15 protein-coding genes are annotated in these 23,170 nt (G+C 70.9%); 7 read left to right on the top strand and 8 right to left on the bottom strand.

The genetic code is table 11. The features are described 5' to 3' along the window. Positions 1–7: 7 nt before the first annotated feature. Both ACLBWJ_RS00985 and ACLBWJ_RS00980 read right to left on the bottom strand, forming a co-directional pair. On the bottom strand, positions 8–2,914 hold the full coding sequence (locus ACLBWJ_RS00985) for a UPF0182 family membrane protein (protein ID WP_274177933.1): 2,907 nt from the start codon (positions 2,912–2,914) through the stop codon (positions 8–10). Between the two features lie 42 nt (positions 2,915–2,956). Then, complete coding sequence (locus tag ACLBWJ_RS00980; protein ID WP_112614896.1) at positions 2,957–4,081, bottom strand: YlbL family protein; 1,125 nt, start codon at positions 4,079–4,081, stop codon at positions 2,957–2,959. A 125-nt stretch (positions 4,082–4,206) separates the two neighbouring features. On the opposite strand from ACLBWJ_RS00980, the gene ACLBWJ_RS00975 reads away from it, so the two are divergent. Continuing rightward, positions 4,207–5,616, top strand: a complete 1,410-nt coding sequence (locus tag ACLBWJ_RS00975) for a zinc-dependent metalloprotease (RefSeq protein WP_112614898.1) — start codon at positions 4,207–4,209, stop codon at positions 5,614–5,616. Between the two features lie 747 nt (positions 5,617–6,363). Here ACLBWJ_RS00975 and ACLBWJ_RS00970 read toward each other — a convergent pair. After that, the gene (locus ACLBWJ_RS00970) at positions 6,364–8,118 is read right to left on the bottom strand and encodes an ATP-dependent helicase (RefSeq protein ID WP_269266169.1); all 1,755 of its coding nucleotides are present in this window, start codon (positions 8,116–8,118) and stop codon (positions 6,364–6,366) included. Further along, positions 8,115–9,017 (bottom strand): NAD(+) diphosphatase, encoded by a 903-nt coding sequence (gene nudC / locus ACLBWJ_RS00965; protein ID WP_274177935.1) that lies wholly within the window; start codon positions 9,015–9,017, stop codon positions 8,115–8,117. Before nudC ends, ACLBWJ_RS00970 begins: the two co-directional genes overlap by 4 nt. A gap of 65 nt (positions 9,018–9,082) precedes the next feature. On the opposite strand from nudC, the gene ACLBWJ_RS00960 reads away from it, so the two are divergent. Then, positions 9,083–10,354 (top strand): aminoglycoside phosphotransferase, encoded by a 1,272-nt coding sequence (locus ACLBWJ_RS00960; protein WP_354450553.1) that lies wholly within the window; start codon positions 9,083–9,085, stop codon positions 10,352–10,354. Positions 10,355–10,364: 10 nt separating this feature from the next. On the opposite strand, the gene ACLBWJ_RS00955 is transcribed toward ACLBWJ_RS00960, so the two are convergent. Both ACLBWJ_RS00955 and ACLBWJ_RS00950 read right to left on the bottom strand, forming a co-directional pair. Then, a complete protein-coding gene (locus tag ACLBWJ_RS00955; protein WP_354450551.1) occupies positions 10,365–13,646 on the bottom strand; it encodes an ATP-dependent DNA helicase in 3,282 nt (1,093 codons plus the stop codon). Beyond that, complete coding sequence (locus ACLBWJ_RS00950; protein WP_447659588.1) at positions 13,643–16,714, bottom strand: ATP-dependent helicase; 3,072 nt, start codon at positions 16,712–16,714, stop codon at positions 13,643–13,645. The genes ACLBWJ_RS00955 and ACLBWJ_RS00950 overlap by 4 nt, the downstream gene beginning before the upstream one ends. Before the next feature lie 140 nt (positions 16,715–16,854). Between ACLBWJ_RS00950 and ACLBWJ_RS00945 the strand changes: the two genes are divergently transcribed. Together ACLBWJ_RS00945 and ACLBWJ_RS00940 are read left to right on the top strand one after the other, a co-directional pair. Next, positions 16,855–17,079 (top strand): DUF3107 domain-containing protein, encoded by a 225-nt coding sequence (locus tag ACLBWJ_RS00945; protein ID WP_064956528.1) that lies wholly within the window; start codon positions 16,855–16,857, stop codon positions 17,077–17,079. 2 nt (positions 17,080–17,081) lie between these two features. Further along, a complete protein-coding gene (locus ACLBWJ_RS00940) occupies positions 17,082–17,372 on the top strand; it encodes a hypothetical protein (protein ID WP_114589527.1) in 291 nt (96 codons plus the stop codon). Between the two features lie 12 nt (positions 17,373–17,384). Here ACLBWJ_RS00940 and ACLBWJ_RS00935 read toward each other — a convergent pair whose 3' ends face one another. Continuing rightward, entirely contained in the window at positions 17,385–18,101 is a 717-nt protein-coding gene (locus tag ACLBWJ_RS00935) for a ferritin-like fold-containing protein (RefSeq protein WP_447659587.1), read from the bottom strand. Between the two features lie 130 nt (positions 18,102–18,231). Here ACLBWJ_RS00935 and ACLBWJ_RS00930 point away from each other — a divergent pair, with 130 nt between their 5' ends. Next, a complete protein-coding gene (locus ACLBWJ_RS00930; RefSeq protein ID WP_112614910.1) occupies positions 18,232–19,686 on the top strand; it encodes a DEAD/DEAH box helicase in 1,455 nt (484 codons plus the stop codon). A 28-nt stretch (positions 19,687–19,714) separates the two neighbouring features. Here ACLBWJ_RS00930 and ACLBWJ_RS00925 read toward each other — a convergent pair whose 3' ends face one another. Continuing rightward, positions 19,715–20,593 (bottom strand): PHP domain-containing protein, encoded by an 879-nt coding sequence (locus ACLBWJ_RS00925; RefSeq protein ID WP_112614912.1) that lies wholly within the window; start codon positions 20,591–20,593, stop codon positions 19,715–19,717. A gap of 58 nt (positions 20,594–20,651) precedes the next feature. Here ACLBWJ_RS00925 and ACLBWJ_RS00920 point away from each other — a divergent pair, with 58 nt between their 5' ends. Together ACLBWJ_RS00920 and ACLBWJ_RS00915 are read left to right on the top strand one after the other, a co-directional pair. Beyond that, on the top strand, positions 20,652–21,671 hold the full coding sequence (locus ACLBWJ_RS00920; protein WP_447659586.1) for an endonuclease/exonuclease/phosphatase family protein: 1,020 nt from the start codon (positions 20,652–20,654) through the stop codon (positions 21,669–21,671). Positions 21,672–21,710: 39 nt separating this feature from the next. Further along, positions 21,711–23,147 carry an aminopeptidase P family protein gene (locus ACLBWJ_RS00915; RefSeq protein ID WP_447659585.1) on the top strand — a complete coding sequence of 479 codons (1,437 nt, stop codon included), beginning with the start codon at positions 21,711–21,713 and terminating at the stop codon, positions 23,145–23,147. Positions 23,148–23,170 lie beyond the last annotated feature (23 nt).

Genomic DNA, 23,170 nt, shown 5'->3' with positions numbered 1-23,170 from the left:
GGTGGGGTCAGTTCTCGCCCTGCTCACCGAGCTCGAGCAGACGCGAGATCGCCTCCGTGAGCTTGGCATCTGCGGCACCGTACGCCGCCCAGTCGGCGTTCTGCATCGCCGTGTTGCGCTCGGCGAGAGCATCGCGCGCCTGGTCGAGCGCCGCCTGGTAGTCCGCGGCGGGAGTCGTCGGCGCCGTTCCGCCGTCGCCGGTGCCCGGAGTCGCCTCGTCGCCGGGGCTGGGCTCGGGAACGACATCCGTGTCTCCGGTGCTCGCACCCGAGTCGCCGCCGAACAGCTTGTCGAGCGCCTCCTGCAGGGTGTCCTCGAAGGCGACCTGGTCGCCGAAGCCGACGAGCACCTTCTGGAGCGTCGGCAGCTTGGTAGCTCCGGACGACTGCACGAAGACGGGCTGGACGTAGAGCAGACCGCCACCCACGGGCAGTGTCAGCAGGTTGCCGTTGATGACCTCCGACTGACCCTGACGCAGGATGTTCGAGAACGACGACACGACGGGATCGGCGTTGAACGTGTTCTGCACCTGGCCGGGACCCGGAACCGGCGTCTCGGCATTGACCTCGAGCATCCGGAGCTTGCCGTACTCACCGCTGACGACACCAGCTTCGGAACCGGCGTCGGAGTCGACGGACAGGTAGCCCATCAGGACGTTACGAGTGTCCTGACCGCCGGGGATGAACGATGAGAACATCGAGTACGACGGGGCGTCCTGGCCGGGCATCTTCATCGTCAGGTAGTACGGCGGCTGCAGCTGCGTGTCCTGCTGCGGGTCGTTCGGCGTCTTCCAGGCGTTGTCGCGCGAGTAGAACGACTGCGCCGTGTCGACGTGGTAGGTGCCGAGCATGGCGCGCTGCACCTTGAACAGGTCGGTCGGGTACCGCACGTGGCTCATCAGGTCGCCGCTCATGTCGCTGATCGGCTTGAGCGTGTTGGGGTAGACCTTCTGCCAGGCCTGCAGCAGCGGGTCGGTCTCGTCCCACGCGTACAGCGTCACCTCGCCCGAATACGCGTCAACTGTCGCCTTGACCGAGTTGCGGATGTAGTTGATGTTGTCGAGCGCGACACGGGGCTGCGGGTTCGACGAGTCGGAGATCGCGTCGCTGAGGCTGACGATCGACGAGTACGGGTAGTTCGCACTCAGCGTGTAGCCGTCGACGATCCAGACGATGCGTCCGTCGACGACGGACGGGTACGGGTCGTTGTCGAGCTCGAGGTAGGGCGCCACCTTCTGCACGCGCGTCGCCGGGTCGCGGTCGTAGAGGATCTGCGAGTCCTCGTTGATGGCGTCCGAGAACAGGATGTCGGTGGACTGGAACTTCAGCGAGTAGATCAGGCGGTGGAAGACGTCGCCGATGGACGGACCACCGTCTCCCTCGAACGTCGTCTTCGTCTGGCTCTCGCCCTCCTGCCCGCGCGGATAGTCGAGCTCGATGGGAGACGACCCCTCGGGCGCCCCGACGATCGAGTACGTGGGCGAGAACTCGCCGAAGTACACGCGCGGCTCGTACTCCTGGCCGTTCGTCAGCTCACCGGATGCCGGGATGCCTCGCTCGACGAAGACCGGGTTGCCGTCGGCCGTGCGCTCGTTGCCCTTCGCCGCGACCATGCCGTAACCGTGGGTGTAGACGAGCGTCGTGTTGTACCAGGACGCCGCGTCGCCGAGCTGGTTCACGTTGAGCTCGCGGACCGAGACCACGGTGTCCTGCGACTGCCCGTCGATCTCGTAGCGGTCGACGTCGAGCGGCTCGGCGAACTGGTAGTACGAGCGGTACTGCTCGATCTGCCGCACCGTCGGTCCGATGATCGCGGGGTCCATGATGCGGATCGAAGCGGTCGTGTCGGCATCGGCCCGCAGCTGACCCGGCTCGACGTCGGTCACTGCCTGGAAGTCGGTCTTCTCGAGGCCGGAGATGCCGTAGGCCGCCTTCGTGCCCTCGATGTTGCGCTCGTAGTACTGCGACTCGAGGGTCAGCTGGTTCGGCCGCACCTGCACGTTGTTGACGAACCACGGGTAGGCGACGCCGACGACGAGCGAGGTGACGACCAGGAGGCCGGTGCCGATGAGCGGGAAGCGCCAGCGGCCGATGATCGCAGTGACGAAGAACAGCACCGCCACGATCGCGGCGGCGATCGCGAGGATCGTCTGCCCCGGGATGACGGCGTTGACGTCCACGTACCCGGCCCCGGTGATGCGGTCATTCGGGGTGACCAGCGTGCGATAACGGTCGATCCAGATGCTCACGCCCTGCACCAGAAGGTAGATGCCGGCGATGACGGCGAGCTGGATGCGCGCCGACTTCGAGATCCGCAGCTCGCGCTGGCCGACCCGGACCGAGCCGTAGAGGTACGACACGAGGGCGGTGACCAGGAGGCACACGATGACGATCGCCGAGACGAAGCCCACGGCCGCCGAGAGGAACGGCAGCGTGAAGAGGTAGAAGCCGGTGTCGAGCCCGAACTGCGGATCGGCGGTGCCGGTGGTGCCGCCGTTGAGCCAGAGGGCCACCGTCTCCCACTGCGCCGAAGCGGCGAAGCCGGCGAAGAAGCCGAAGAAGGTGGGGATGCCCCACATGCCCAGACGACGCAGCGGCTCGACGACCTCCTGATAGCGGTCGAGCTGCGAGCTCAGGCGGGCATAGACGGGCCGCAACCGGTAGGCGAGCTGGATCGAGAGCCAGACGGGCACCGCCATCGCGACGAAGCCGACGACGAACATGATCGCGCGCGCGGTCCACTGAGTCACCAGGACGCCGTCGAAGCCGAGCTGACGGAACCACAGCCAATCGGCGTAGAGGCTCGCGAAAATGAAGAAGGCCACCACCACGGCCGCGATGACGGCGAGGGTGATGCCGACGGCGCGGCGGGATCTGCTGGGTGTGGCCGGGGTCGGCGCTGAGGTCGTGGTCACCCCTCCATCCTAGGCGCCGCCCGCTGGGGGGGACGCCGAGCCTCAGCCCGCGGTGCAGGTCGGAAGAGCGTCGAGATCGCCGCCCGTGCTGACGGTCTCGACCACCGAAAGGGCGTCGTCGAGGTCCGCGACGGAGAACACGCGGAGGCCATCAGGGATGTGACCCACGACCTCGTTGCAGTTGCGCTCCGGGGCGAGGAACCACTCGGCTCCGGCATCCTTGGCGCCGTACAGCTTCTGCCGGATACCGCCGATCGGGCCCACGGTGCCCGTCGCATCGATCGTGCCGGTCCCGGCGAAACGCTCCCCGCCGGTCAGCTCTCCGGGGGTGAGCGTGTCGATGATGCCGAGGGCGAACATCATGCCCGCACTCGGGCCGCCGACGTTGTCGAGCTGAAGCGTCACGTCGATCGGGAAGTCGAAGTCCTGCGCGATCGTGACGCCGATGACCCACCGGGTCTCGCCGTCGACCGTCATCTGCTTCGGGGTGACCTCGACCGACAGCCGCTCTCCCGCGCGATCGACCTCGAGCGTGAGGGGACGTCCGCCCGCGGCGTTCACGGCGTCTCGCAGAGCCGCCGTGGTCGCGACGGACTCCCCGTCGACCGAGCGGATGACGTCGTCGGGCTCGAGGAGACCGGCCGCCGGCGAGTCGTCGGCGAGCTGGAAGACACGGACGAGCGACGTGACGTCGTACCCGAGTTCGGAGAGGGCAGCGGCGGTGGCCTCCTTCTGGGAGTCCACCATCAGCGCGGCGTTCTCGTCGTTGCGCTGCTCGGTCGTCACGCCCGCGGGGAAGATCTCGTCGATGGGCACGACCGCGCGGGCCGGATCGAACCAGGCGGCCGCCAGCTCCAGCCACGAGGGCGTACGCTCGCGGTTTCCCAGAACCTCGACCGTGAGCAGGTCGAGCGAGCCCGACGTCGGGAACGTCTCCGCACCCGACACGCTGATGAGAGGGCGCTGCTCGCCGTCGCCGGCGGCCACGGAACCGAGCGTGTCGTAGACCGGCCCGGGGCGCTGGATCACGAAGGACGTCGGCACGACGGTGAGGATGAGCAGCGCGATGAGGGAGAAGGACACCGCCCACAGACCCGCGAGTGAGGCGCGGCTCATGCGGCGGCGCCGGGGCGCGGGGGCGGGTGCGTTCTCGTCGAAAAGTGACACGTGCTGCTTTCTGGTCCCGGTCGTTCGCGACCGGCGAAAGCGAACGAGGTCCGTTCGCGCCGTGCGACGAGGTCGTGCGGCTAGCGTAGAACGCGAGCTGACCGCCCTGCTGAAAGGCGCCTGACATGGCTGATGACGACCGCTCTCCCGAGGACGAGTTCCAGGAGCTGCTCCGCAGCCTGCTGGGCCAGGGCGGCACGCTCGGGCCCGAGCAGCTCGAACGCCTGTCGGCAATGGGCGTCGACCCCGCGATGCTGCAGCAGATGGTGCAGCATCTCCAGGGCGCTTTCGCCGCGGGCGGCGACGGCGGCGTCGACTGGAGCGCGACGCGGACGCAGGCGCTGCACCTGGCCAATAAGGACGGTCACGGCATCAGCGCAGGCGACAAGCAGGACTTCTCCGAGGCGTTCGCGCTGGCCACGCTGTGGCTGAGCGAGGCGACCACGATCTCGGATCTGGCCACGCCGCCGCGAGCCCTCACCCGCGGGGCCTGGGTCGAAGCGACCCTCCCGGTCTGGCAGGAACTCGCCGAGCCGGTCGCAACCTCGGTCGCCGACGCGCTGACCGCGGCCCTGGAATCGCAGGCTCCGGAAGACATGCAGGGCATGATCGCCGGCGCTGGTCGCCTGATGCGGACGGTCGGCGGCTCCCTGTTCGCCGCGCAGCTGGGCGCGGTGGTCGGAAAGCTGTCACTCGAAGTCGTCTCCGGCGGCGACGTCGGCATCCCCGTCATGCCGGACGGCGAAGCCGCGATCCTGCCCCAGAACTTCGCCGACTTCGGTCGCGACCTGGGCATCGACGACGAGCAGCTCGCTCTCTCCCTCGCCACCCGCGAGCTCGCCCATGCTCGGCTCTTCCGACACGCCCGCTGGCTGCGCCTGCACGTGATCTCGCAGGTGACGGACTTCGCACGCGGCATCCACGTCGACACCGACGCCCTCGAGGAGTTGGCCTCGCGCTTCGATCCTTCTCAGCCCGAGGAGCTCCGCCAGGCGCTCGAGAGCGGCGTGCTGCTCCCCCAGCGATCCGAGGCCCAGTCCGCCGCGCTCACGCGCCTCGAGCACCTGCTCGCCACGATCGAGGGCTGGGTCGACGTCGTGTCCGCGGACGCGACGACGCGTCTTCCCGCCGCGGACCGCATCGCTGAGGCTGTGCGTCGTCGCCGTGCCGTCGGCGGTCCCGCCGAACAGGCGATGGCGTCGCTGGTCGGCCTGGAGCTGCGGCCGCGTCGTCTGCGCGAGGCGGCGGCGATGTGGCGCGCGATCACGGATGCCGTCGGGCGCGACGCCCGCGACAGCCTGTGGGACTACCCGGACCTCATGCCGGCACCCGCCGATGTCGACGATCCGTCGGCTCTCATCGCGCGTCTGCAGGCGCGGGCACGCGGCGAGGCACCCGAACGCGACGAGATGGACGACGCGCTGGACGCGCTGCTGGCCTCCGCGGCCGAGGGCGACGATTCGACGCACGAAGCCCCGGAAGAGGATCGGACGCGGCGGGACGACGACGGACCCGGCGGGCCTTCGCCCGTCTGAGCGGCCGCGTCTCCTCCCCACTGCTTCTTCGTCAGTCCGACGCGATGCTTCCTGTGGAGACCGCCCCCGGGACCACGGCCCGAGCCGAGAATCGAGGCATGATCCGTCTCGCGCCCTCCGCTGCGCCGCTGTGGCGCTCCCCCACCGCCGTGCAGCTCGGCCACGAGCCGGGAAGCATCGTGCTGGAGCCGGTCGAATCGTGGCATGAACGGCTGCTGCACGCGCTGGTGACCGGCATCCCCGACGAGCTCTTCGACACGATCGCTCGAGAAGGCGGCGCGAACCCGGCTCAGATCGAGCTCCTGCGCGAGTCGCTGCGTCCCGTGCTGGTTCGGCCCCGGTCCCCCGTGTCCGTCACCGTGTCCTTCGGCGACGAGGTCGCGGCCGCAGATCGGGCCGCGGTGGACCATGCGTTCGCGGCGGCCGGTGCACGGCTGCGGGCGTCGACCAACCCGGACTCCACCGGCGTCGTCATCCTCGTCGCCTCCCGGCTGGTCGAGCCACGCCGGGCCGCATCCCTCGTGGCCCGCGACATCCCGCATCTCGCCCTCGAGCTCGCCGGCGACCAGGTCACCGTGGGGCCGCTCGTCGTTCCCGGTCGCACCGGATGTCTGGCGTGCCTTCACGAACACCGTCGCGCTCAGGATGCCGCGTGGCCGGTGCTTGCCGCGCAACTGCTCGCCCGGCCCTGTTCTCCCACCGAGCCCGCCGCCATCGCCGCGGCATGCGCCACGGCGATGCGTCTGATCAGCGCGCCGGTGACGGAGCGGACCCGCTCGCTGACCGTGCTGGCGTCGACCGCCGAGGCGGCGTGGCGCGACCACGAACCTCATCCAGCGTGCTGGTGCCGATCTCCCGGACGAAGCGCGACACCTGGCGTTCATACCGTCCCGACGCCCGGGCCCACGACATCGTCAGCGTGCGCGCTGCCCGCGTGACCCCCACGTAGGTCAGGCGCCGTTCCTCGTCGATCTGCTCGAAGGTCGTGGCGTAAGCGATGGGCAGCAGTCCCTCCGCGAGGCCGACGAGGTGAACGTGGTCCCACTCCAGCCCCTTCGCGGCGTGCAGCGTCGACAGCGTCACCGTGCGGGTCGGGATCTCGTGCTGGTCCTTCGCGCGCACCTGGAGCTCGTCGGTGAAGGCCCGCATCGTGGTGCCCGCCGGCGCTTCTTCGGCGAGACGGAGCAGCGCCGCGCGCGCCTCCCAGGCATCACGGAGCGGCCCGCCCGCCGGCGGCGGCTCGTCTGTCAGCCCGAGCGAACGCAGGATCGAGCGGACGTCTGCGACGAGGTCGCCCGACGACGGGGCGACCGACGCACCCCGCAGCGCCATGACGGCCTGACGCACCTCGGGGATGTCGAAGAAGCGCTTCCCTCCGAGCACCGCCGCGGCGATGCCGCGCCGAGCCAGGGCCGCCAGGAGTGGTGCGGATTGCGCGTTGACGCGGTACAGGACGGCGACGTCGCGCGGATCGATGCCCCGAGCGATCTGGTCGGCGACTGCTTCCGCCACGCCGTCGGCTTCCGCGCTGTCGTCGGCGAACGCACGGATCGTCGGGCGGGGATGGTCGGGTGTCGCCCGATTCGCGGTGAGCTCGAGCGCGCCGGGACGACCCCGCATGAGCGAGTTCGCCACGGCGACAACGCCGGCCTCTGATCGATAGTTCCGCTCGAGTCGCAGCACGCGCGCATCGGGATGGCGCACCCCGAAGTCCAGCAGATACGACGGGTCGGCACCGGCGAAGGAGTAGATCGTCTGGCTCGCGTCGCCCACGACGCAGAGATCGCGGCGCTCACCGAGCCAGAGCTCGAGCAGCCGGTGCTGGACGGGTGAGACGTCCTGGAACTCGTCGACCGTGAAATGCCGGTACTGTTCACGAACCTCGGCGGCGACACGCGGCTCGGCTTCGAGCATTCCCGCGCAGGCGAGGAGGACGTCTTCGAAGTCGAGCTGCCGGCGCTCGTCCTTGAGCTGCTCGTAAGCGCGCTGCAGCGCGACGACGGCGTCCAGCGAGAGAGACCCCACCGGCTCGGGACGATCGAGCGCATAGCGTTCGATAGAGCGCATCGTGATCTTCCGCCACTCGATGCGTGTCGCGACATCGCGAAGCACCGCCGGGTCGGGATCGACGCCGATGGTGTCGGCAGCCTGAGCGAGCAGCCGCACCTTGCTGCCGAGGATCGTGGGGGCCGCGTCACCGGCGAGCTGCGGCCAGAAGTAGTTCAGCTGCGCGAGGGCGGCGGCGTGGAAGGTTCGAGCGGCCACGCCCCCGACGCCCAGCGCCCGGAGGCGGCCCCGCATCTCGCCCGCGGCCTTGGCGGTGAAGGTCACCGCCATCACCCGGCTCGGCGAGTACGCCCCGGTCTCGACGCCATGGGCTATCCGGTGCGTGATGACCCGGGTCTTGCCCGACCCGGCGCCCGCGAGGACGCAGACGGGGCCACGCAACGCCGAGGCGGCCTCGCGCTGCTGTTCATCGAGGCCGGCGAGCGAGTCGCTCACGCCGCGTCCCCGCACCAGTCCGCGATGAGCCGACGCGCGATCGAGGCGGTGCCGGGAAGATTCACCGGCCCGGCGCCGGCGAGCGAACTGCGGATCTCCTCGCGGTCGAACCATCGCACGGCGACGATCTCCTCGCCGTCCGGCCGGGCCGCCGGCGCATCTGCGGCTACGGCGTGGAACCCGAGCATCAGCGAGCGCGGGTAAGGCCACGCCTGCGAGCCTCGATAGACGAGGTCGTCGACGACCACGCCCGCTTCTTCGGCCACCTCGCGGCGGATGGCCGTCTCGAGTGACTCACCCGCTTCGACGAACCCCGCGAAGGTGGAGAACCGGTTGTCCACGGCCCAGGCCGCGTTCTGCCCGAGCAGCAGTCGCTCGTCGCGAACGTCGCGAACCGCGACGATCACCGCGGGATCCGTCCGTGGGAACTGTTCACGACCGCACCCGCTGCACGCGCGGGACCACCCCGCCGACCGCAGCCGTGCGGGGGAACCGCAGCGCGGGCAGAACCGGAAATCCGAGAACCAGCGTCCGAGGGCCACAGCAGTCACGAAGGCACCCGCGTCCTCGTCGACGAGGTCGCCCCCCGACATCCGCAGCGACGCCCACGCGCCCGCGTCATCGCCGTCGACCGGCGACGCGACAGCCGCGACGAGCCGCGCCGAACCGTCGACGGCACGTCCGAGGAAGCCCCATTCGGTGGCGTCCCCGGCCTCTTCGACAGCCGCGGGCTCGTCCCAGACGAGTCGGTTCCCGCGAACACGGGCACGGTCACCGTGTATCTGCACGACGCGGGTCGCCGGGTCGGCACGAAGACGATCGATGAGCGTCTCATCGGAGCGCTCTTCCGGTGACGGTTCGAAGACGGACCGGGCCAGCGCCGGCGGCTGCATTCGCATCTCGGGGACCTCTCTCGCGGGCGTGGCGCGTCGGCCTGCGCGGCCGCCCGACCTACCCTGATGGCATGGCTCGCTCTCCCTTCACTCTAGCCGCGTCCGTCAGTTCGGCTCTCCCCGGGGCTGCCGTCGTGAATGCCGCGGAGCTCACCGAGCGCGCCGAGGGCAGATACGACAGTGCCCTGGTGACCCTCGAGGACGGCCGGAGAGTCGTCGTGCGCGTGCCGGTCGACGTCGACGCCGACCTCGAACTCGTCGCCGACACCCGCGCGCTGCGCGCCCTGACGCCGGGTGTGCGCGGCCTGCTTCCCTTCGAGGCCCCCGCGGTTCTCGGCACAGCCCGGATGGGCGGTTTCACCGCGGTCGTGCAGGATTACGTCCCCGGCTACCGTGTTGAAGCGGGCCACATTCCGCCGGGCCGCGGCGCGGCCTGGTCGCTCGGCTCGGCCATAGCGCGCGTCCACGCCCTCCCCCACGCGGTCGCGCGCGACGCCGGCCTGCGTATCCGCACGAGCGCCGACGTGCGCCAAGACGCCGAACGTCTGCTCGACCGCGCCGAGGCCACCGGCTCGCTGCCTTTCGGTCTCCTCCGACGCTGGAGCACGGCACTCGGCGAGGACCGTCTCTGGCGCTTCGAGGCGACGGTCACGCTGGGCGGGGTCGACCCGGGCCGCTTCGTCCTGAGCGACACCGCCGCCGGCCCCACTGTCACGGGTCTTCTCGCCTGGCACGGTCTCGGCGTCGGCGACCCTGCCGAGGACCTCCGCTGGCTCGCCTCGGCTCCGGATGCCCGCGGCGACGTGCTCGCCGCCTACGCCGAGGCCGCGCACCACACGCCCGACGCCGCTCTCGCTGCGCGCTCGCGTCTGTATGCGGAGCTCGAGTTCGCGCGGTGGCTCGCACACGGCCACGAGACCGGTGCTGCCCGGGTCGTGGAGGATGCCGTCGCGCTGCTGAACGCGCTCGACGAGGGCGTGCGCGACGAGCCTCTCCTGCCGGAGGACTACAGCACCGTCGACGACGCGCTCGAGCTGCTCGGCCGCACGCCGGCTGCGGTGGCTGCGGGCGACACCTCCATGCAGACCGACACCTACGACCCGGCACTTCTGGCGGCGTACCTTGCCGACCAGGACACCGCTGAGCAGGCCGACATCGAAACGGTTCCGATCGACCTGTCCGACTGGACGCCCGACGGCGCCTCGAGCGACCGGCGCGGGGACACCGGCGCCGCACCGACCGTCACGCCGACCTCTGCGACGGGACAGCAGGAGGACGGCGACGACCCCGAGCACGCGGAAGCCGCGCGCAACGCGTTGCGGCGCTGGTCCACCGCCGACTGACGAGTCGCGCTCAGCCCCGCAGGACGAGGTCGTCGGCCACGTAGAACAGCGCGACATCGATCTCGGATTCGGGGATGCCGTGGCGGATCGAGTACGCCCGGCGATAGAGCTCGAGCTGAAGCATCCGCTCGGACCGCTCCGCCGGTGTTCGCGGCGGTCGCCCCGTCTTCCAGTCGACGATCTCGATGCGCCCATCTCGGTCGGCACGGCGGTAGACCGCGTCGAGCTTGCAGATGATGACGTGCGGGCGGCCGTCGCCCAGCATCCGGTCGTCGGCGAAGTCGATCTCGGTCTCGACCTCGATCGGCTGCAGCTCGGCCCATTCAGAGCGCAGGAAGTTCTCCTGCAGACGGCTCAGATCGTCGTCCGCGCCACCGCCCGAGTCATCGGCGGGGTCATCGACCTCCCACAGCGGCGCATCGGGTTGCGGCCCCCGTGCGGTGAGACCGGACCGCTGCTCGACCCAGGCGTGGAAGCGCGTACCCAGCCGCGTCTCACGGTATGGACGCTCAGGCATCGGCCGCAGAGTCGCCTCCACGGCGGAGTCGTAATCGGCGGCGAAGTCTTTGAAGCGCGACGCGGGGATGCGGGTGGGGGCGACCCGTCGGACGCCTCCGGCCCTCTCCTCACGTTCCGCCAGCAAGAGGGCGAGGTCGCGCTCGGGCTGATCCCGCGCGCCCGCGTCGCAGGCGTCGCGCACACGCTGCGCAGCCGCCTCGACCCGCGCGCGCCGCGCGCCCAGGGGATCCAGCGGCCACTGCATCGTCTGACGACGATCGAGGTAGGGGTTCTCCCCCGGTTCGGCATCGGCGAGGTCGTGTTCGAGCGCGGTCGCGATCTCGCGCAGGAACGGGCTCGGACCGCGGGGGTTGCGAGTGCCCGACCACGGTGACCCGCTGAGCAGAAGCGCGTCGCGAGCGCGGGTCACGGCGACATATGCCAGACGACGCTCCTCTTCGCGCTGTCGATCGGCGTTGTCTTCGGCGAATCTCGCGAGCGCCGCCTTGAGGTCCTGCTGGCTCGGCGCCACGTGCGCCTCCCACCCGAGGTCGGGCAGCCAGCGCGCATCACCCCGGAAGGCGTACGGCAAGACTCCGAATCCGAGCCACCCTTGCTTGTCGCGCGGCCGAGCGGGGAGTTCGTCGGCGACGACCCGGCCGACGGCGACAGCATCCCACTCCAGTCCCTTCGATCCGTGGATCGTGAGGATCTGCACGACGTCATCCTCGGGGGGCTCGGTGCGCGGGGCGAACTCGTCCTGCCGCTCGGCGTGGTCGAGCCAGGCGAGCAGGCTCGGCAGCGATCCTGACTCATCGGTCGCGAGGAAACCCTGCAGCTCGTCGACGAAGGCACGCAGCTGATCGGAGGCGACCCGAGCGGGGCCCCGGCTCTCGTTCGCGGCGAGTTCGACGTCGAGGCGCAGTTCCGCCTCGATCAGTCGCACGAGTTCCGGGATGGGCATCGACGACGCGCGCCGCAGCCCGGCGAACGTGGCCGCCGCCTCGCGGAGACGCTCACGGCCGGGTGCGCTGAAGTCAGCCAGCCAACCGTGATCGGGGCCGACGCGCACGAAGAAGTCGAGCGCGTCGATCAGCGACGCGTTCTCTTCCGTCGCGTGCTCAGCAGCCAGCGGCTGCAACCCGACGTCGGAACGCGCGAGTCGGCGCCCGAGCTCAGCGAGCGAACGCAGGTCGCGAAGACCGATCGACCAGCGCGGCCCGCCGAGCAGTCGGAGCAATGCCGACCCTGCCGTCGGATCGCTGATGACACGCAGGGCCGAGACGACGTCGACGACCTCGGGGGTGCTCAGCAGCCCGCCCAGTCCGAGGATGCGGTGCGGGATGCCGCGCCGCGCGAGGGCGTCGGCGAAGCGCACCATGTGCTTCTTGCTGCGCAGCAGGATCGCCGCGCTCGTGGGAAGACCGCGCCGCTGCCGGTCCGCTCTCACTTCCTCGAACCATGCCGCGACGCGCTCGGTCTCGGCGTCGAGATCGGTCTCGAAGACGATGTCGACCCCGCCTGCGGGGGCATTCGGCCGCGGCCGCAGCCGGTCGACCGGCACCGGCGATCGCTGGGCGAGGGGGGCGAGCACGGCGTTGGCGGCATCCAGGATGCGCTCGCTGTTCCGCCAGCTCGTCGCGAGCGAGTACCTGCCCGAGCCGCCGCCGGGCGCGAAGGCGGCCGCGAAGTCGCCCAGGTTGCCGGCGCTCGCGCCGCGCCAGCCGTAGATCGACTGGTGCGGGTCGCCGACCGCCATCACCGACGTACCGGCGAACACGGCGCTCAACAGCTCGGTCTGGACGACGGAAGTGTCCTGATACTCGTCGAGGAGGACGACGGGATACCGCGCGCGGAGGTCGGCGGAGACCGTTGCGTGGGCGCGGACGATCGTCAGCGCCCCAGCCACCTGGTCGGAGAAGTCGATGACACCCGAGCGGAGCTTGCGACGCTGGTACTCCACCGCGAGGTCGGCGAGCAGCGGCAGGCCCGACACCTGCTCCGCCGCCCGCGCGACATCGGCGTAGACGGTCGTGCCGCTGCGGGTCGACGGGCGTTCCAGGACATCCTGGAACGCCGCCCCGAAACGCGCGAGCTCGTCGAAGTCGACGAGGTTGTCGACGCCGTCGCGCGCGATGCGGAGAGCCCCGTCGATGATGCTGCGAAGCGCGTTCTCCCGCGTCTCGAGACGCTCGTCATCCGACTCGAGCACGACGCGCCGCATCAGCAGCCACGCGGCGGATTCGCTGAGCACAGCCGCCTCGGGGTCGCGCCCGATGCGCACCGCGTTCTCGCGCACGATGCCGTCGGCGAAGCTGTTGTAGGTCGACACCGTCGGGCGCTCGAGCAGCGAGTCCGTCGCGGGTCCGAGCGTGCGCGCACCGGTGTCGTCGACGAGGCGGCGCTGCGCGGCGTGACGTCGCGCGCCGCCCGGGTCGCCCGCTCGCTCGAGTTCGCCGAAGACGTCCAGTGCTCCTCGTCGGTGCAGCGCGTCGAGATGCGGCAGCAGGCCCGCGTCCTCGAACTCCGCGAGGCGATCGAGTCGCCGCCGGATGCGTTCGCTCAGCTCGCCTGCCGCCTTACGGGTGAAGGTGAGGCCGAGGATGCCGGAGCGCGGGACGTGTCCGTTCGCGACGAGCCACACGACGCGGCCCGCCATCGTCTCGGTCTTGCCGCTGCCGGCGCCGGCGACGACGAGCGCCGGCGCGAGCGGCGCGGCGATCACCGCGCTCTGCTCCGGGGTCGGTGGGAACTGACCGAGGGCGGACGCCAGGGCTGCAGGCGAGACGATCATGTCGCACTCACCGCCGCGATCGTGTGGATGCGGCAGAGCCCGAACGAATGATCGTCCCGGCAATGCTCCTCGAACGGAGCCTCGAAGCTGCTCCCGGCCATGACGCGTGCGGCGCCGCGGACGCGGCCGAGAAAGCCGACGCGCTCGTCGTCGCCGAAGGGCGGCTGGCGAGGCGCGGCGTAGTCCTTCGTCGCGGCCGTCGGTCGCAGCACGAGCAGCATCGCACCCCCGGGGGGCAGGCCCGCGGCTGCGGGGATCGCACCGTGCTCGTGTGCGAGCTGGTACGCCGCGAGCTGCGCGTGATGGGTCACGGCACGGTCGGTCTGCGGCTCGCGCTTCCCGGTCTTGAGATCGACGATGACGACGCTGCCGTCGGCACGCAGCTCCACGCGATCGACCGCGCCGCTGAGGACGATGCGCCCGTCGGCGTCGTCATGGGCGAGCTCCACCTCGAAACGCGGCTCGGCCCCCAGCAGACGGCCGCCGTCGCGTTCGAAATCCCGGAGATAGCGGGCGAGCCGTCGCACGAGATCACGGGCGCGCATCCGTTCCGCGCGCTCGCGCCAGGCGGACTCGAACTCGAGCTCGCTCCACCGCGCCGACACGGCCCGCCAGAGCGACTCTTCGTCGGGAGACGCGATCTCGAGGGCGCTGTGCACGATCGTGCCGATACCGGCTGTGGCGCTCGACGCGTCACCGCCGAGGTCGGCGATCACCCAGTTCAGCTGACACTCCTCGAGGGTCTCGAGGCGTGAGGGCGAGACGCGGATCGTCTCGACCTCGCGGTCGCGCAGCGGCGCCGTCGTGGTCGGCGGACGGATGCCGAACCACTCGTCGGGATCGGCGCCCGCGACACCCGCATCGGCCAGGAGCGCGAGCTGCCCGGCCGCGCGTCGGCGGTCGTTCTCCGCGGTGCGCGGATCCGTGAGGGCACGTCGGTGCCGTGCGACGAGACCGCGCAGGGTCAGCGGGTGCGCCGCCTCCGGCGGGGCCCCTTCCGCCTCGGGCAGCAGCTCGAAGAACGGACTCGGTCCCGTGTCGTCGTCATCGACGGCCGTGACCACGACGAGCTCGCGTGCTCGCGAGACCGCACGCGCGAAAAGCCGCAGCTCGTCGTGCAGGACACCGCGACGGCGATCGAGCGCGTCCGCGACCGCGGGGTCGTCGAAGGGCAGTCGCCAGGTGTCGAGCAGGCCGCCGCGCACGCGAAGGTTCGGCCAGATACCCTCCTGAACCCCGGCCACCACGACGGTGTCGAACTCGGTGCCCAGAGCCGCGGCCGGTGTCAGCACCCGCACCGCTCCGCTCACCGGCGGCGGAACGAACCGGTCGTCGCCGACGTCTGCGTCGAGGATGCCCCGCAGGAAGACGACGGGGGTCGTGCCGTCCTCGCGCTCGCCGTGGCGTTTGGCGGCTTGGAACAGGGCGACGACCGCGTCGAGATCTCGATCCGCCTGCGCGGCCAGCGGCCCGTGGCCGCGAGCGGCTTCGCGCAGGGCTCGTTCCCGGCCTGACCCCTCCCACGACGCCCAGAGCAGCTCGTGTGCCGTCGCACCGTCGGCGATGAGGTCGGCGACGGTCCTCAGAGTGTCCGCAACACGCGCCGCCCGACGCGCCTCACGCAGATCGAGCAGTGCGAGCTCGGCGGGGTGGAGCATCGCTGAGCGCAGCAGCTCCCACGCCGACACCGGCTCGCCCTCGCGCGGCGGGAACGCCTGACGGAGCGCAGACCGGAGCCGGCGCTGGTCGACGGCGTCGAGCCCGGCGCCGGAGAGTGCGGCGATGACCTCGTCGCGCTCCCAGGTCTCACCCGGACGTGCCGCCAGATCGACGAGCCGCAGCAGGTCGCGGACGACGGGCGATTCCCCGAGCGAGGTACCGGTGCCGGAGGTCGCCGTCGGGACGTCGCGCGCAGCCAGTTCGGCCTCGAGCGCGGTGACCTGACGACTGTCGTGGGCGATGACCGCGCACTCCTCCCACGGCACTCCGTGGTGCACGTGCCGCTCGCGAAGCAGCCGCGCCACGGCGTCGAATTCCTCCGAGCGCGATCGCAGCGCCAGCGCCCGGACACCGACCATGGGAGCATCCGGTTCTGGAGCCCGTCGATGCGCCACCAGCCCGACCGCGCCGATGCGGGCGGTTATGGCGGAGACGAGCGGGGCGTGGCGGGCCTCGGCCCGGTGGACCGTCTCGAGCACGACGACGTCGCGGCCCGCGGCGAGACGGGCGAAGTTCTCGGGCGTCGCGCCTCGGAACGCACCGGAGCCCACATCGGGGTCACCGAACGCGACGACGGCGATGTCGCGAGCGCGACAAGCCTGGAGGAGGTCGACGCCGCCGGCGGTCAGCTCCTGCGCGTCGTCGACGAGCACGACCCGCAGCTGCGGGATCCCTCGATGGGAGACGATCTCGACCGCCTCACGGATGAGCCCGGCTGCGTCACGGTGGGCGCCGCGCATGGCGTCGCGGACCGCGAAGTACTCGGACATGAAGGACGCCGCGGCCCGCCAGGCCGGTCGCCCCTCGCGAACGGCGCGGGCGGCGAGAGCGCTCGGGTCGATGCCCGAGGCCGTGCACTCCGCGATGAAAGCGCGCAGTTCGGCGCGGAAGCCGCGCGAGTCGCGCACGTGCGCGGGAAGCTCGCCCGGCCACCGCGACCGCCCGTCGCGCTCGTCCTCCGCGTCGCCGTCGAGAAGGTCGCGGATGATCGCGTCCTCGTCGCCGCCCGTCAGCAGACGCGGCGGTTCGACGCCGCGTCTGACCGCTTCGGCACGCACGATCTGGAAGGCGAAGGCCGGAACCGACCGGGCCAGGGGGCCGGCCGTCGCCACGCCGACGGCGACGCCGAGGTCGTCGCGCAGGTCCGTGGCCGCCTGGCGCGTGGCCGTCAGGACGACGAGCGCGTCGGGGTCGAGTCCGTCGACGACCAGCCGTCGCACCCGTTCGACGATGGTCCGCGTCTTACCTGTGCCCGGCGCGCCGACGACGACGGCGCTCGCCTCGGCCGGGAGCTCGAGCGCGCGCGACTGCGCGGCGTCGGGCACGACGCCGACGGAGACCTGACCCATGTCTTCCACGCTAACCGGCACCGCCGACACCGGTTCGCCGTCGGCGTTCGCCCAGGGCGTGACCCGGCCGGCATCCCGGTCCGACCGGTGTCGTAGAGTCGAAGAGCGCCCGACGCACGGGCGCGGAGGAGGATGTATCCGTGGAGATCCGTATCGGCATCGCGAACACCGGCCGCGAGCTCAGCCTCGAATCCAACGAGTCGGCGGACGCCGTTCGGGCGACCGTTTCCGAGGCTCTCACCTCCGGCGCTCCCTTCGTCGAGCTCAGCGACGCGAAGGGCAGCTCCTACATCGTGCCGACCGCGGGCATCGCATTCGTCGAGGTCGGCACCGACCAGACCCGCCGCGTGGGCTTCGTGGCCTGACCGTGCAGATCGTCCTGGCGCTGATCATGGGCGCCGCGATCGGCCTCGCCGCCGAGTTCGCGATTCGCGGGCGCGAGGCCCGTGGTGCCGCGCTCGCGCCTGTTCTCGGCGCCGTCATCGGCGGCGTCGCGTGGGCAGTGATGACCTGGGCCGGTCTCGCGGTCGACAACCCCGTCATCTGGGTCGTCGCCATCGTGACTCCGGCTGTGCTGGTGCCCGCTGTCCTCCTGCTGCTGACGCGCTCGCGGGCCCGGACGGATGCCGCTGAGCGTCGTCGCCTCCGGATCGGCTGACCGCCCGAGGCGTCAGGCCTCGAGGCCCATCGCGGCCATGCGGCGCGAATGCGCGGCCATCACGTCGGCGTAGGTGGGCTCGACCCTCTTCTCGTCCGCAGGCTGCAGCGATGTCGACCGCAGCGCCGCCCGGGCGATCAGCAGGGTGTCCCCGACGAGGCGGCGGCCCCAGAGCGACAGCAGTCCCCGCCACTGCTCGTCCGCGGCGATGGCATCGGTGATGATGCGCACCAGAGCACTGCGGTCGTCGTGCGCCCGCAGGATGACGGCGACCTGCCGTCCGGTGTCGCCGTAGCTCGCCGACAGCGCGAGGTAGAAGTCGTCGAGCATGCCGGCCGTCAGGTGCACCGAGAGCATCGTCTCGAGTGGCCGTGCGCCGTGCGTCGCGCGGCGGAAGGCATCGAGCGGCTCACGGAAGGGCAGCATCAGCTCGAGCGGATCGGCGCCGCGATCGCGGATCACGCCGACGAGCTCGCGGTGCTTGAGCAGGGCTGTGCCCGCCGCCAACGACAGCGACTCCTTCTGCGACAGCTCGGGGGTCGAGGCGATCAGGTCGCTCAGCGTCTCGAAGTAGCCGAGCTGCAGATACGCGGCCTGACCGAGGAAGGTGTCGACCTCGGGAGCGAGCTCCTCGAAATCGACGCGACGGACATCCCCGTAGTCGCCTCGGGATCGCAGCCGCAGGGTGCGACCGACAGGACGCTTGCGCTTGAAGAACCAGCTCACCACGGGTCCAGCCTAGGGTCGCGGTAGGCTGGATGCGCCCCGGCATCGGACCGGGGCCCCGCGCCTGTGGCTGAGTGAAGGGCGTGGACCCACATCACCGGCGGCTTCTCACCGCCAGACAGGCACGTCACCCATGACCACATTCGCTGACCTCGGCGTCGACCAGGACATCGTCGACGCCCTCGCCGACAAGGGCATCGTCGACGCCTTCCCCATCCAGGAGCAGACGATCCCGCTGGGCCTGCCCGGCCAGGACATCATCGGCCAGGCCAAGACCGGCACCGGCAAGACCTTCGGTTTCGGCATCCCCGTCGTGCAGCGCCTGGGTCTCGACCCCGCGCCCGGCGTGAAGGCCCTCATCGTCGTCCCCACCCGCGAGCTCGCCGTCCAGGTGTTCGAGGACATGGACATGCTCACCCGCAACCGGTCCACGAGTGTCGTGGCCATTTACGGCGGAAAGGCCTACGAGGGCCAGATCGACCAGCTGAAGGCCGGAGCGCAGATCGTCGTCGGCACCCCGGGCCGCCTGATCGACCTCGCGGGCCAGCGTCTGCTCGACCTGTCCAACGCGACGGAGGTCGTGCTGGACGAGGCCGACAAGATGCTCGACCTCGGCTTCCTCCCCGACATAGAGAAGATCTTCCAGAAGGTCGCTCCCGTCCGTCACACGATGCTCTACTCGGCGACGATGCCGGGACCGATCGTCGCGCTGGCGCGCCGGTTCATGTCGAACCCGATCCACATCCGCGCGACCGACCCCGACGAGGGCCTGACCCAGGCGAACATCAAGCACCTCGTCTACCGCGCGCACTCGCTCGACAAGGACGAGGTCATCGCCCGCATCCTCCAGGCCGAAGGCCGCGGCAAGACCGTCATCTTCACGCGCACCAAGCGCGCGGCCCAGAAGCTCGTCGACGAGCTGAACGACCGCGGCTTCAACGCCGGCGCGGTCCACGGCGACATGAGCCAGGAAGCGCGGGAGCGCTCGATGGCCGGGTTCAAGGCCGGCAAGAAGGACGTCCTGATCGCGACCGACGTCGCCGCGCGCGGCATCGACGTCGACGACGTCACCCACGTCATCAACCACACCATCCCCGACGACGAGAAGACATACCTGCACCGCGCGGGCCGCACCGGTCGCGCCGGCCGCACCGGCATCGCGGTCACCTTCGTCGATTGGGAAGACCTGCACAAGTGGGCCCTCATCAACCGAGCGCTCGAATTCGGTCAGCCCGAGCCCGTCGAGACCTACTCGTCGAGCCCGCACCTCTTCGAGGACCTGAACATCCCCGCGGGAACCAAGGGACGCCTCCGCAAGCTGCCCACGACGCAGAGCGTCAAGACGGTCTCGACGGAATCGTCCGAGGGCGATGCGAAGCGTCCCCGTCGCCGCCGCTCGCGCGGCTCGGGCGACGGTGCGGCGGCCGCTGAGGGCTCGGCGGCCGCGTCGACGGATGCCGGGACGGGCACGCACGATGGTGGCGGATCCGAGCACCGCGATGGCAAGACCTCCCCCCGCCGGCGTCGCCGTCGTCGTGGCGGATCGGGATCCGGCGCGGCAGGCTCGACGGCTCCCGCCGCAGGCTGATACGGCCATCTCGCGCGACGGCGCCCGACTACGCGTAGACGGGCGCCGTTCCGCTTGCCCGGGCGATGATGCGCGCGACCATGTCATCGTCGGTCGTGTTCTCACCGGGCTGATTCGGCTTGCCGAGACCGTGGTAGTCGCTCGACCCCGTCACGATGAGGTCGAGCTCTGCGGCGAGAGCACGCAGGACGCGCTTGCCGTCCGCTGTGTTCTCGCGGTGCCCGACCTCGAAGCCCGCGAGGCCGTGGGCGACGAGCTCGCGGAGCACCGCGGGCGGCATCATCCGCTCGCGTCCGCTCGGCGAGGGATGCGCGAGGATCGGCACTCCCCCGGCGGCGACGACGAGCTCCACCGCGGTGACGGGGTCGGGAGCGTAGTGCGGCGTGAAATGTCCCTGGCTGGGGTGCAGGATGCCGGCGAACGCCGCCGCGCGATCGACGGCGAGGCCGCGCGCGACGAGAGCGTCGGCGATGTGGGGCCGTCCCACCGTGGCGCCGGCACCGGTCTGCGCGAGCACGTCGTCCCACGTCAGGTCGTGCGAACGGGCGATGCTGCGCACGATCCGTTCGGCCCGGCCGATGCGGTCCTCGCGGATGCGCTCCATCTCTGCGCGCAACCGCGGATGGTCGGGATCGAAGAGGTACGCGAGCAGGTGCACGGTTCGCCACTCGTGGCGGGCGCTGAGTTCCATACCCGGGAGGAAGGTCATGTCGAGCGACGCCGTGGCCTCAGCCGCTTCGGCCCAGCCGGCCGTCGTGTCGTGGTCGGTGAGCGCCATCGTTCGCACACCCGCACGGTGGGCGGCTTGCACGACTCCGGCAGGAGGCTCCGTCCCGTCGGAGCGGACCGAGTGCAGGTGCAGATCGCTGGGGCCGTGGAAGCCGTGCGCGCGCTCTGCCGTACCCATCCTCCACAGCGTAGCCGTGCCCGGCGATCGTCCAGGCTCGCTCTCTTAGAGTCGAGGCGTGAAGCGCGTGTTCGGAGCCCTCGTGGTGGCCCTGTTCGCAGCGGCGGCCATCGTGGCCACCTGGCCGGAGCTTCTCCGCCTCGAACGCGAGTTCCCGTTCGCGCAGGCGGTCGCGCTGCGTCCGTTCCTGATCGGCGCCTTCGTCGCGATCGCCCTGATCTTCCTCGTCCTCTCGCTCGGCCGCCGCATCCGTGCCTTCTGCCTGTGGGTCGTGCTCGTCTCCGTGGTCGTCGCCATCGGCGGCGCGGGAACCGTGGCGGTGAGGGGGCTCGGCGCGGAGACGCTGCCGCCGAAGACGGAGGACAGCATCCGCGTCATGACCTGGAACACCGCCGGTCCCGCCACCGATGCGCAGACAATCGCCGAGACCGCCGTGGCGATGCAGGCCGACATCGTGGCGCTGCCCGAGACGACGATGGACACCGGACGCGCGGTCGCGGTGGCGATGCGCGAGCGCGGGCGCCCGATGTGGGCGCACGTCGACAGCTACGAGGGGCCGGACAGCTGGGACGCGAACTCGACGGCCCTGCTGATCTCACCCGAGCTCGGCGACTACGCGGTCATCGAGTCCGAGGCAGCCGGTACGTCCAACACCACCATCGTCCCGAGCGCCGTCGCCATGCCCGTCGACGGCGACGGCCCCGTGGTGGTGGCGGTACACGCGGTCGCCCCGCGGCCGGAGGAGATGGCGAGCTGGCGCAGCGACCTCCAGTGGCTGGCCGACCAGTGCGCCACGGACGATGTCATCATGGCCGGCGACTTCAACGCGACGCTCGATCACATGGCGCGTCTCGGCGTCGACGACGCCGATCTGGGTCGCTGCCACGACGCCGCCCGATCCACCGGCAATGGCGGTATCGGAACCTGGCCGACCGACCTACCGGCTCCGCTCGGAGCGCCGATCGACCACGTCATGGCAACCGCGTCCTGGAAGCCCGAAGGCTCGGTCGTCATCTCCTCGCTCGATCACTCCGGCAGCGACCATCGGCCGCTCGTCGTGCAGTACACGCGGCGCTGAACCGTCGCGGCGGCCGCCTCCGGGTGCGAGACTGGAGGCATGACCACGAGCGAGACCGAGACGACCGCAACCGACACGATCGGAACCGCGACCGCCGAGACCGAAGCGCCCGCCGAGAACACCAACCGGCGTCAGCCGTTCCCGCAGGGCTTCCTCGACACGATCTCCGAGGGCTGGGCATCCCGGCCCGAGACGACGACGCCGCCCCGCGACGCGGCGCGCTTCGCCGCCGCTCGCCGCGAACAACTCTCACGCGAGTTCCTCGGTCGGCGCCTCGTCATCCCCGCGGGCTCTCTCAAGCAGCGCTCGAACGACACCGACTACCCCTTCCGCGCGCACTCCGCGTTCTCGCATCTGACGGGCTGGGGCAGCGACGCCGTACCCGACTCGGTGCTCGTCTTCGAGCCCACCGCCGAGGGACACGATGTCACCCTGTACCTCCGCGACCGAGCCGATCGCACCACGGCCGAGTTCTACGCCGACGCCTCGGTCGGCGAGTTCTGGATCGGACCGCGCCCGGCGCTCGCCGACGTCGCCGCCGATCTCGGTGTTGCGACCGCGCATCTCGCGGATATCGAGCTACGCGCCGATGACCTGGTCGTCGAAGCAGATCCCGACCTGACGCGGGCCGTGTCCGAGCTGCGGCTGACGAAGGACGAGTACGAGATCGAGCAGATGCGTCTCGCTGTCGCGGCGACCGCACGTGGTTTCGACGACATCGTGGCCGACCTCCCCCGCATCATCGCCACCCCCCGGGGCGAGCGCGTCGTCGAGGGCGTGTTCCACCTGCGCGCGCGCACGGACGGCAACGGCGAGGGCTACGACACGATCGCCGCCTCCGGACCTCACGCCTGCTACCTGCACTGGACGCGCAACGACGGGCCCGTGGTGCCCGGCGACCTCATCCTCGTCGATGCCGGCGTCGAGGTCGACAGCCTCTACACCGCCGACATCACGCGCACGCTGCCCGTGTCGGGACGCTTCACCGAGATCCAGCGCCGCATCTACGAGACCGTTCGCGAGGCGGCCGACACCGCGTTCGCCGCTGCCCGGCCCGGTGTGACGTTCCGCTCGATCCACGAGGCCGCCATGACGGTCATCGCCGCCCGCGTCGCGGAGTGGGGTCTGCTCCCCGTCACGGCGGACGAGGCGCTCGACGCCGACCGGGGCGGCCAGCACCGGCGCTACATGGTCCACGGCACGAGCCACCACCTCGGGATCGACGTGCACGACTGCGCGCAGGCGCGCCGCGAGATGTACTACGACGGCATCCTCGAGCCCGGCATGGTGTTCACGATCGAGCCCGGTCTGTACTTCCAGATCGACGATCTCACCGTGCCCGAGGAGTACCGCGGTATCGGGGTCCGGATCGAGGACGACATCCTCATGACCGAGAGCGGACCCGTCAACCTTTCTGCGGACATCCCGCGCACAGCTGACGAGGTCGAAGCCTGGATCGCACGCGCGACCTCGTGACCGATCGGTTCTCGCCGCCGCCC

This window comes from Microbacterium sp. M4A5_1d (assembly GCF_053345465.1).
Note: the sequence above shows the minus strand (reverse complement) of the source record. Positions and strands in the feature narration are given on the sequence as shown.

Coding starts and splice junctions, on each gene's coding strand:
- ACLBWJ_RS00975 (WP_112614898.1), top strand. CDS start 4,207: ATGGCTGATGACGACCGCTCTCCCGAGGACGAGTTCCAGGAGCTGCTC.
- nudC (WP_274177935.1), bottom strand. CDS start 9,017: ATGCGAATGCAGCCGCCGGCGCTGGCCCGGTCCGTCTTCGAACCGTCA.
- ACLBWJ_RS00960 (WP_354450553.1), top strand. CDS start 9,083: ATGGCTCGCTCTCCCTTCACTCTAGCCGCGTCCGTCAGTTCGGCTCTC.
- ACLBWJ_RS00955 (WP_354450551.1), bottom strand. CDS start 13,646: ATGATCGTCTCGCCTGCAGCCCTGGCGTCCGCCCTCGGTCAGTTCCCA.
- ACLBWJ_RS00950 (WP_447659588.1), bottom strand. CDS start 16,714: ATGGGTCAGGTCTCCGTCGGCGTCGTGCCCGACGCCGCGCAGTCGCGC.
- ACLBWJ_RS00930 (WP_112614910.1), top strand. CDS start 18,232: ATGACCACATTCGCTGACCTCGGCGTCGACCAGGACATCGTCGACGCC.
- ACLBWJ_RS00925 (WP_112614912.1), bottom strand. CDS start 20,593: ATGGGTACGGCAGAGCGCGCGCACGGCTTCCACGGCCCCAGCGATCTG.
- ACLBWJ_RS00915 (WP_447659585.1), top strand. CDS start 21,711: ATGACCACGAGCGAGACCGAGACGACCGCAACCGACACGATCGGAACC.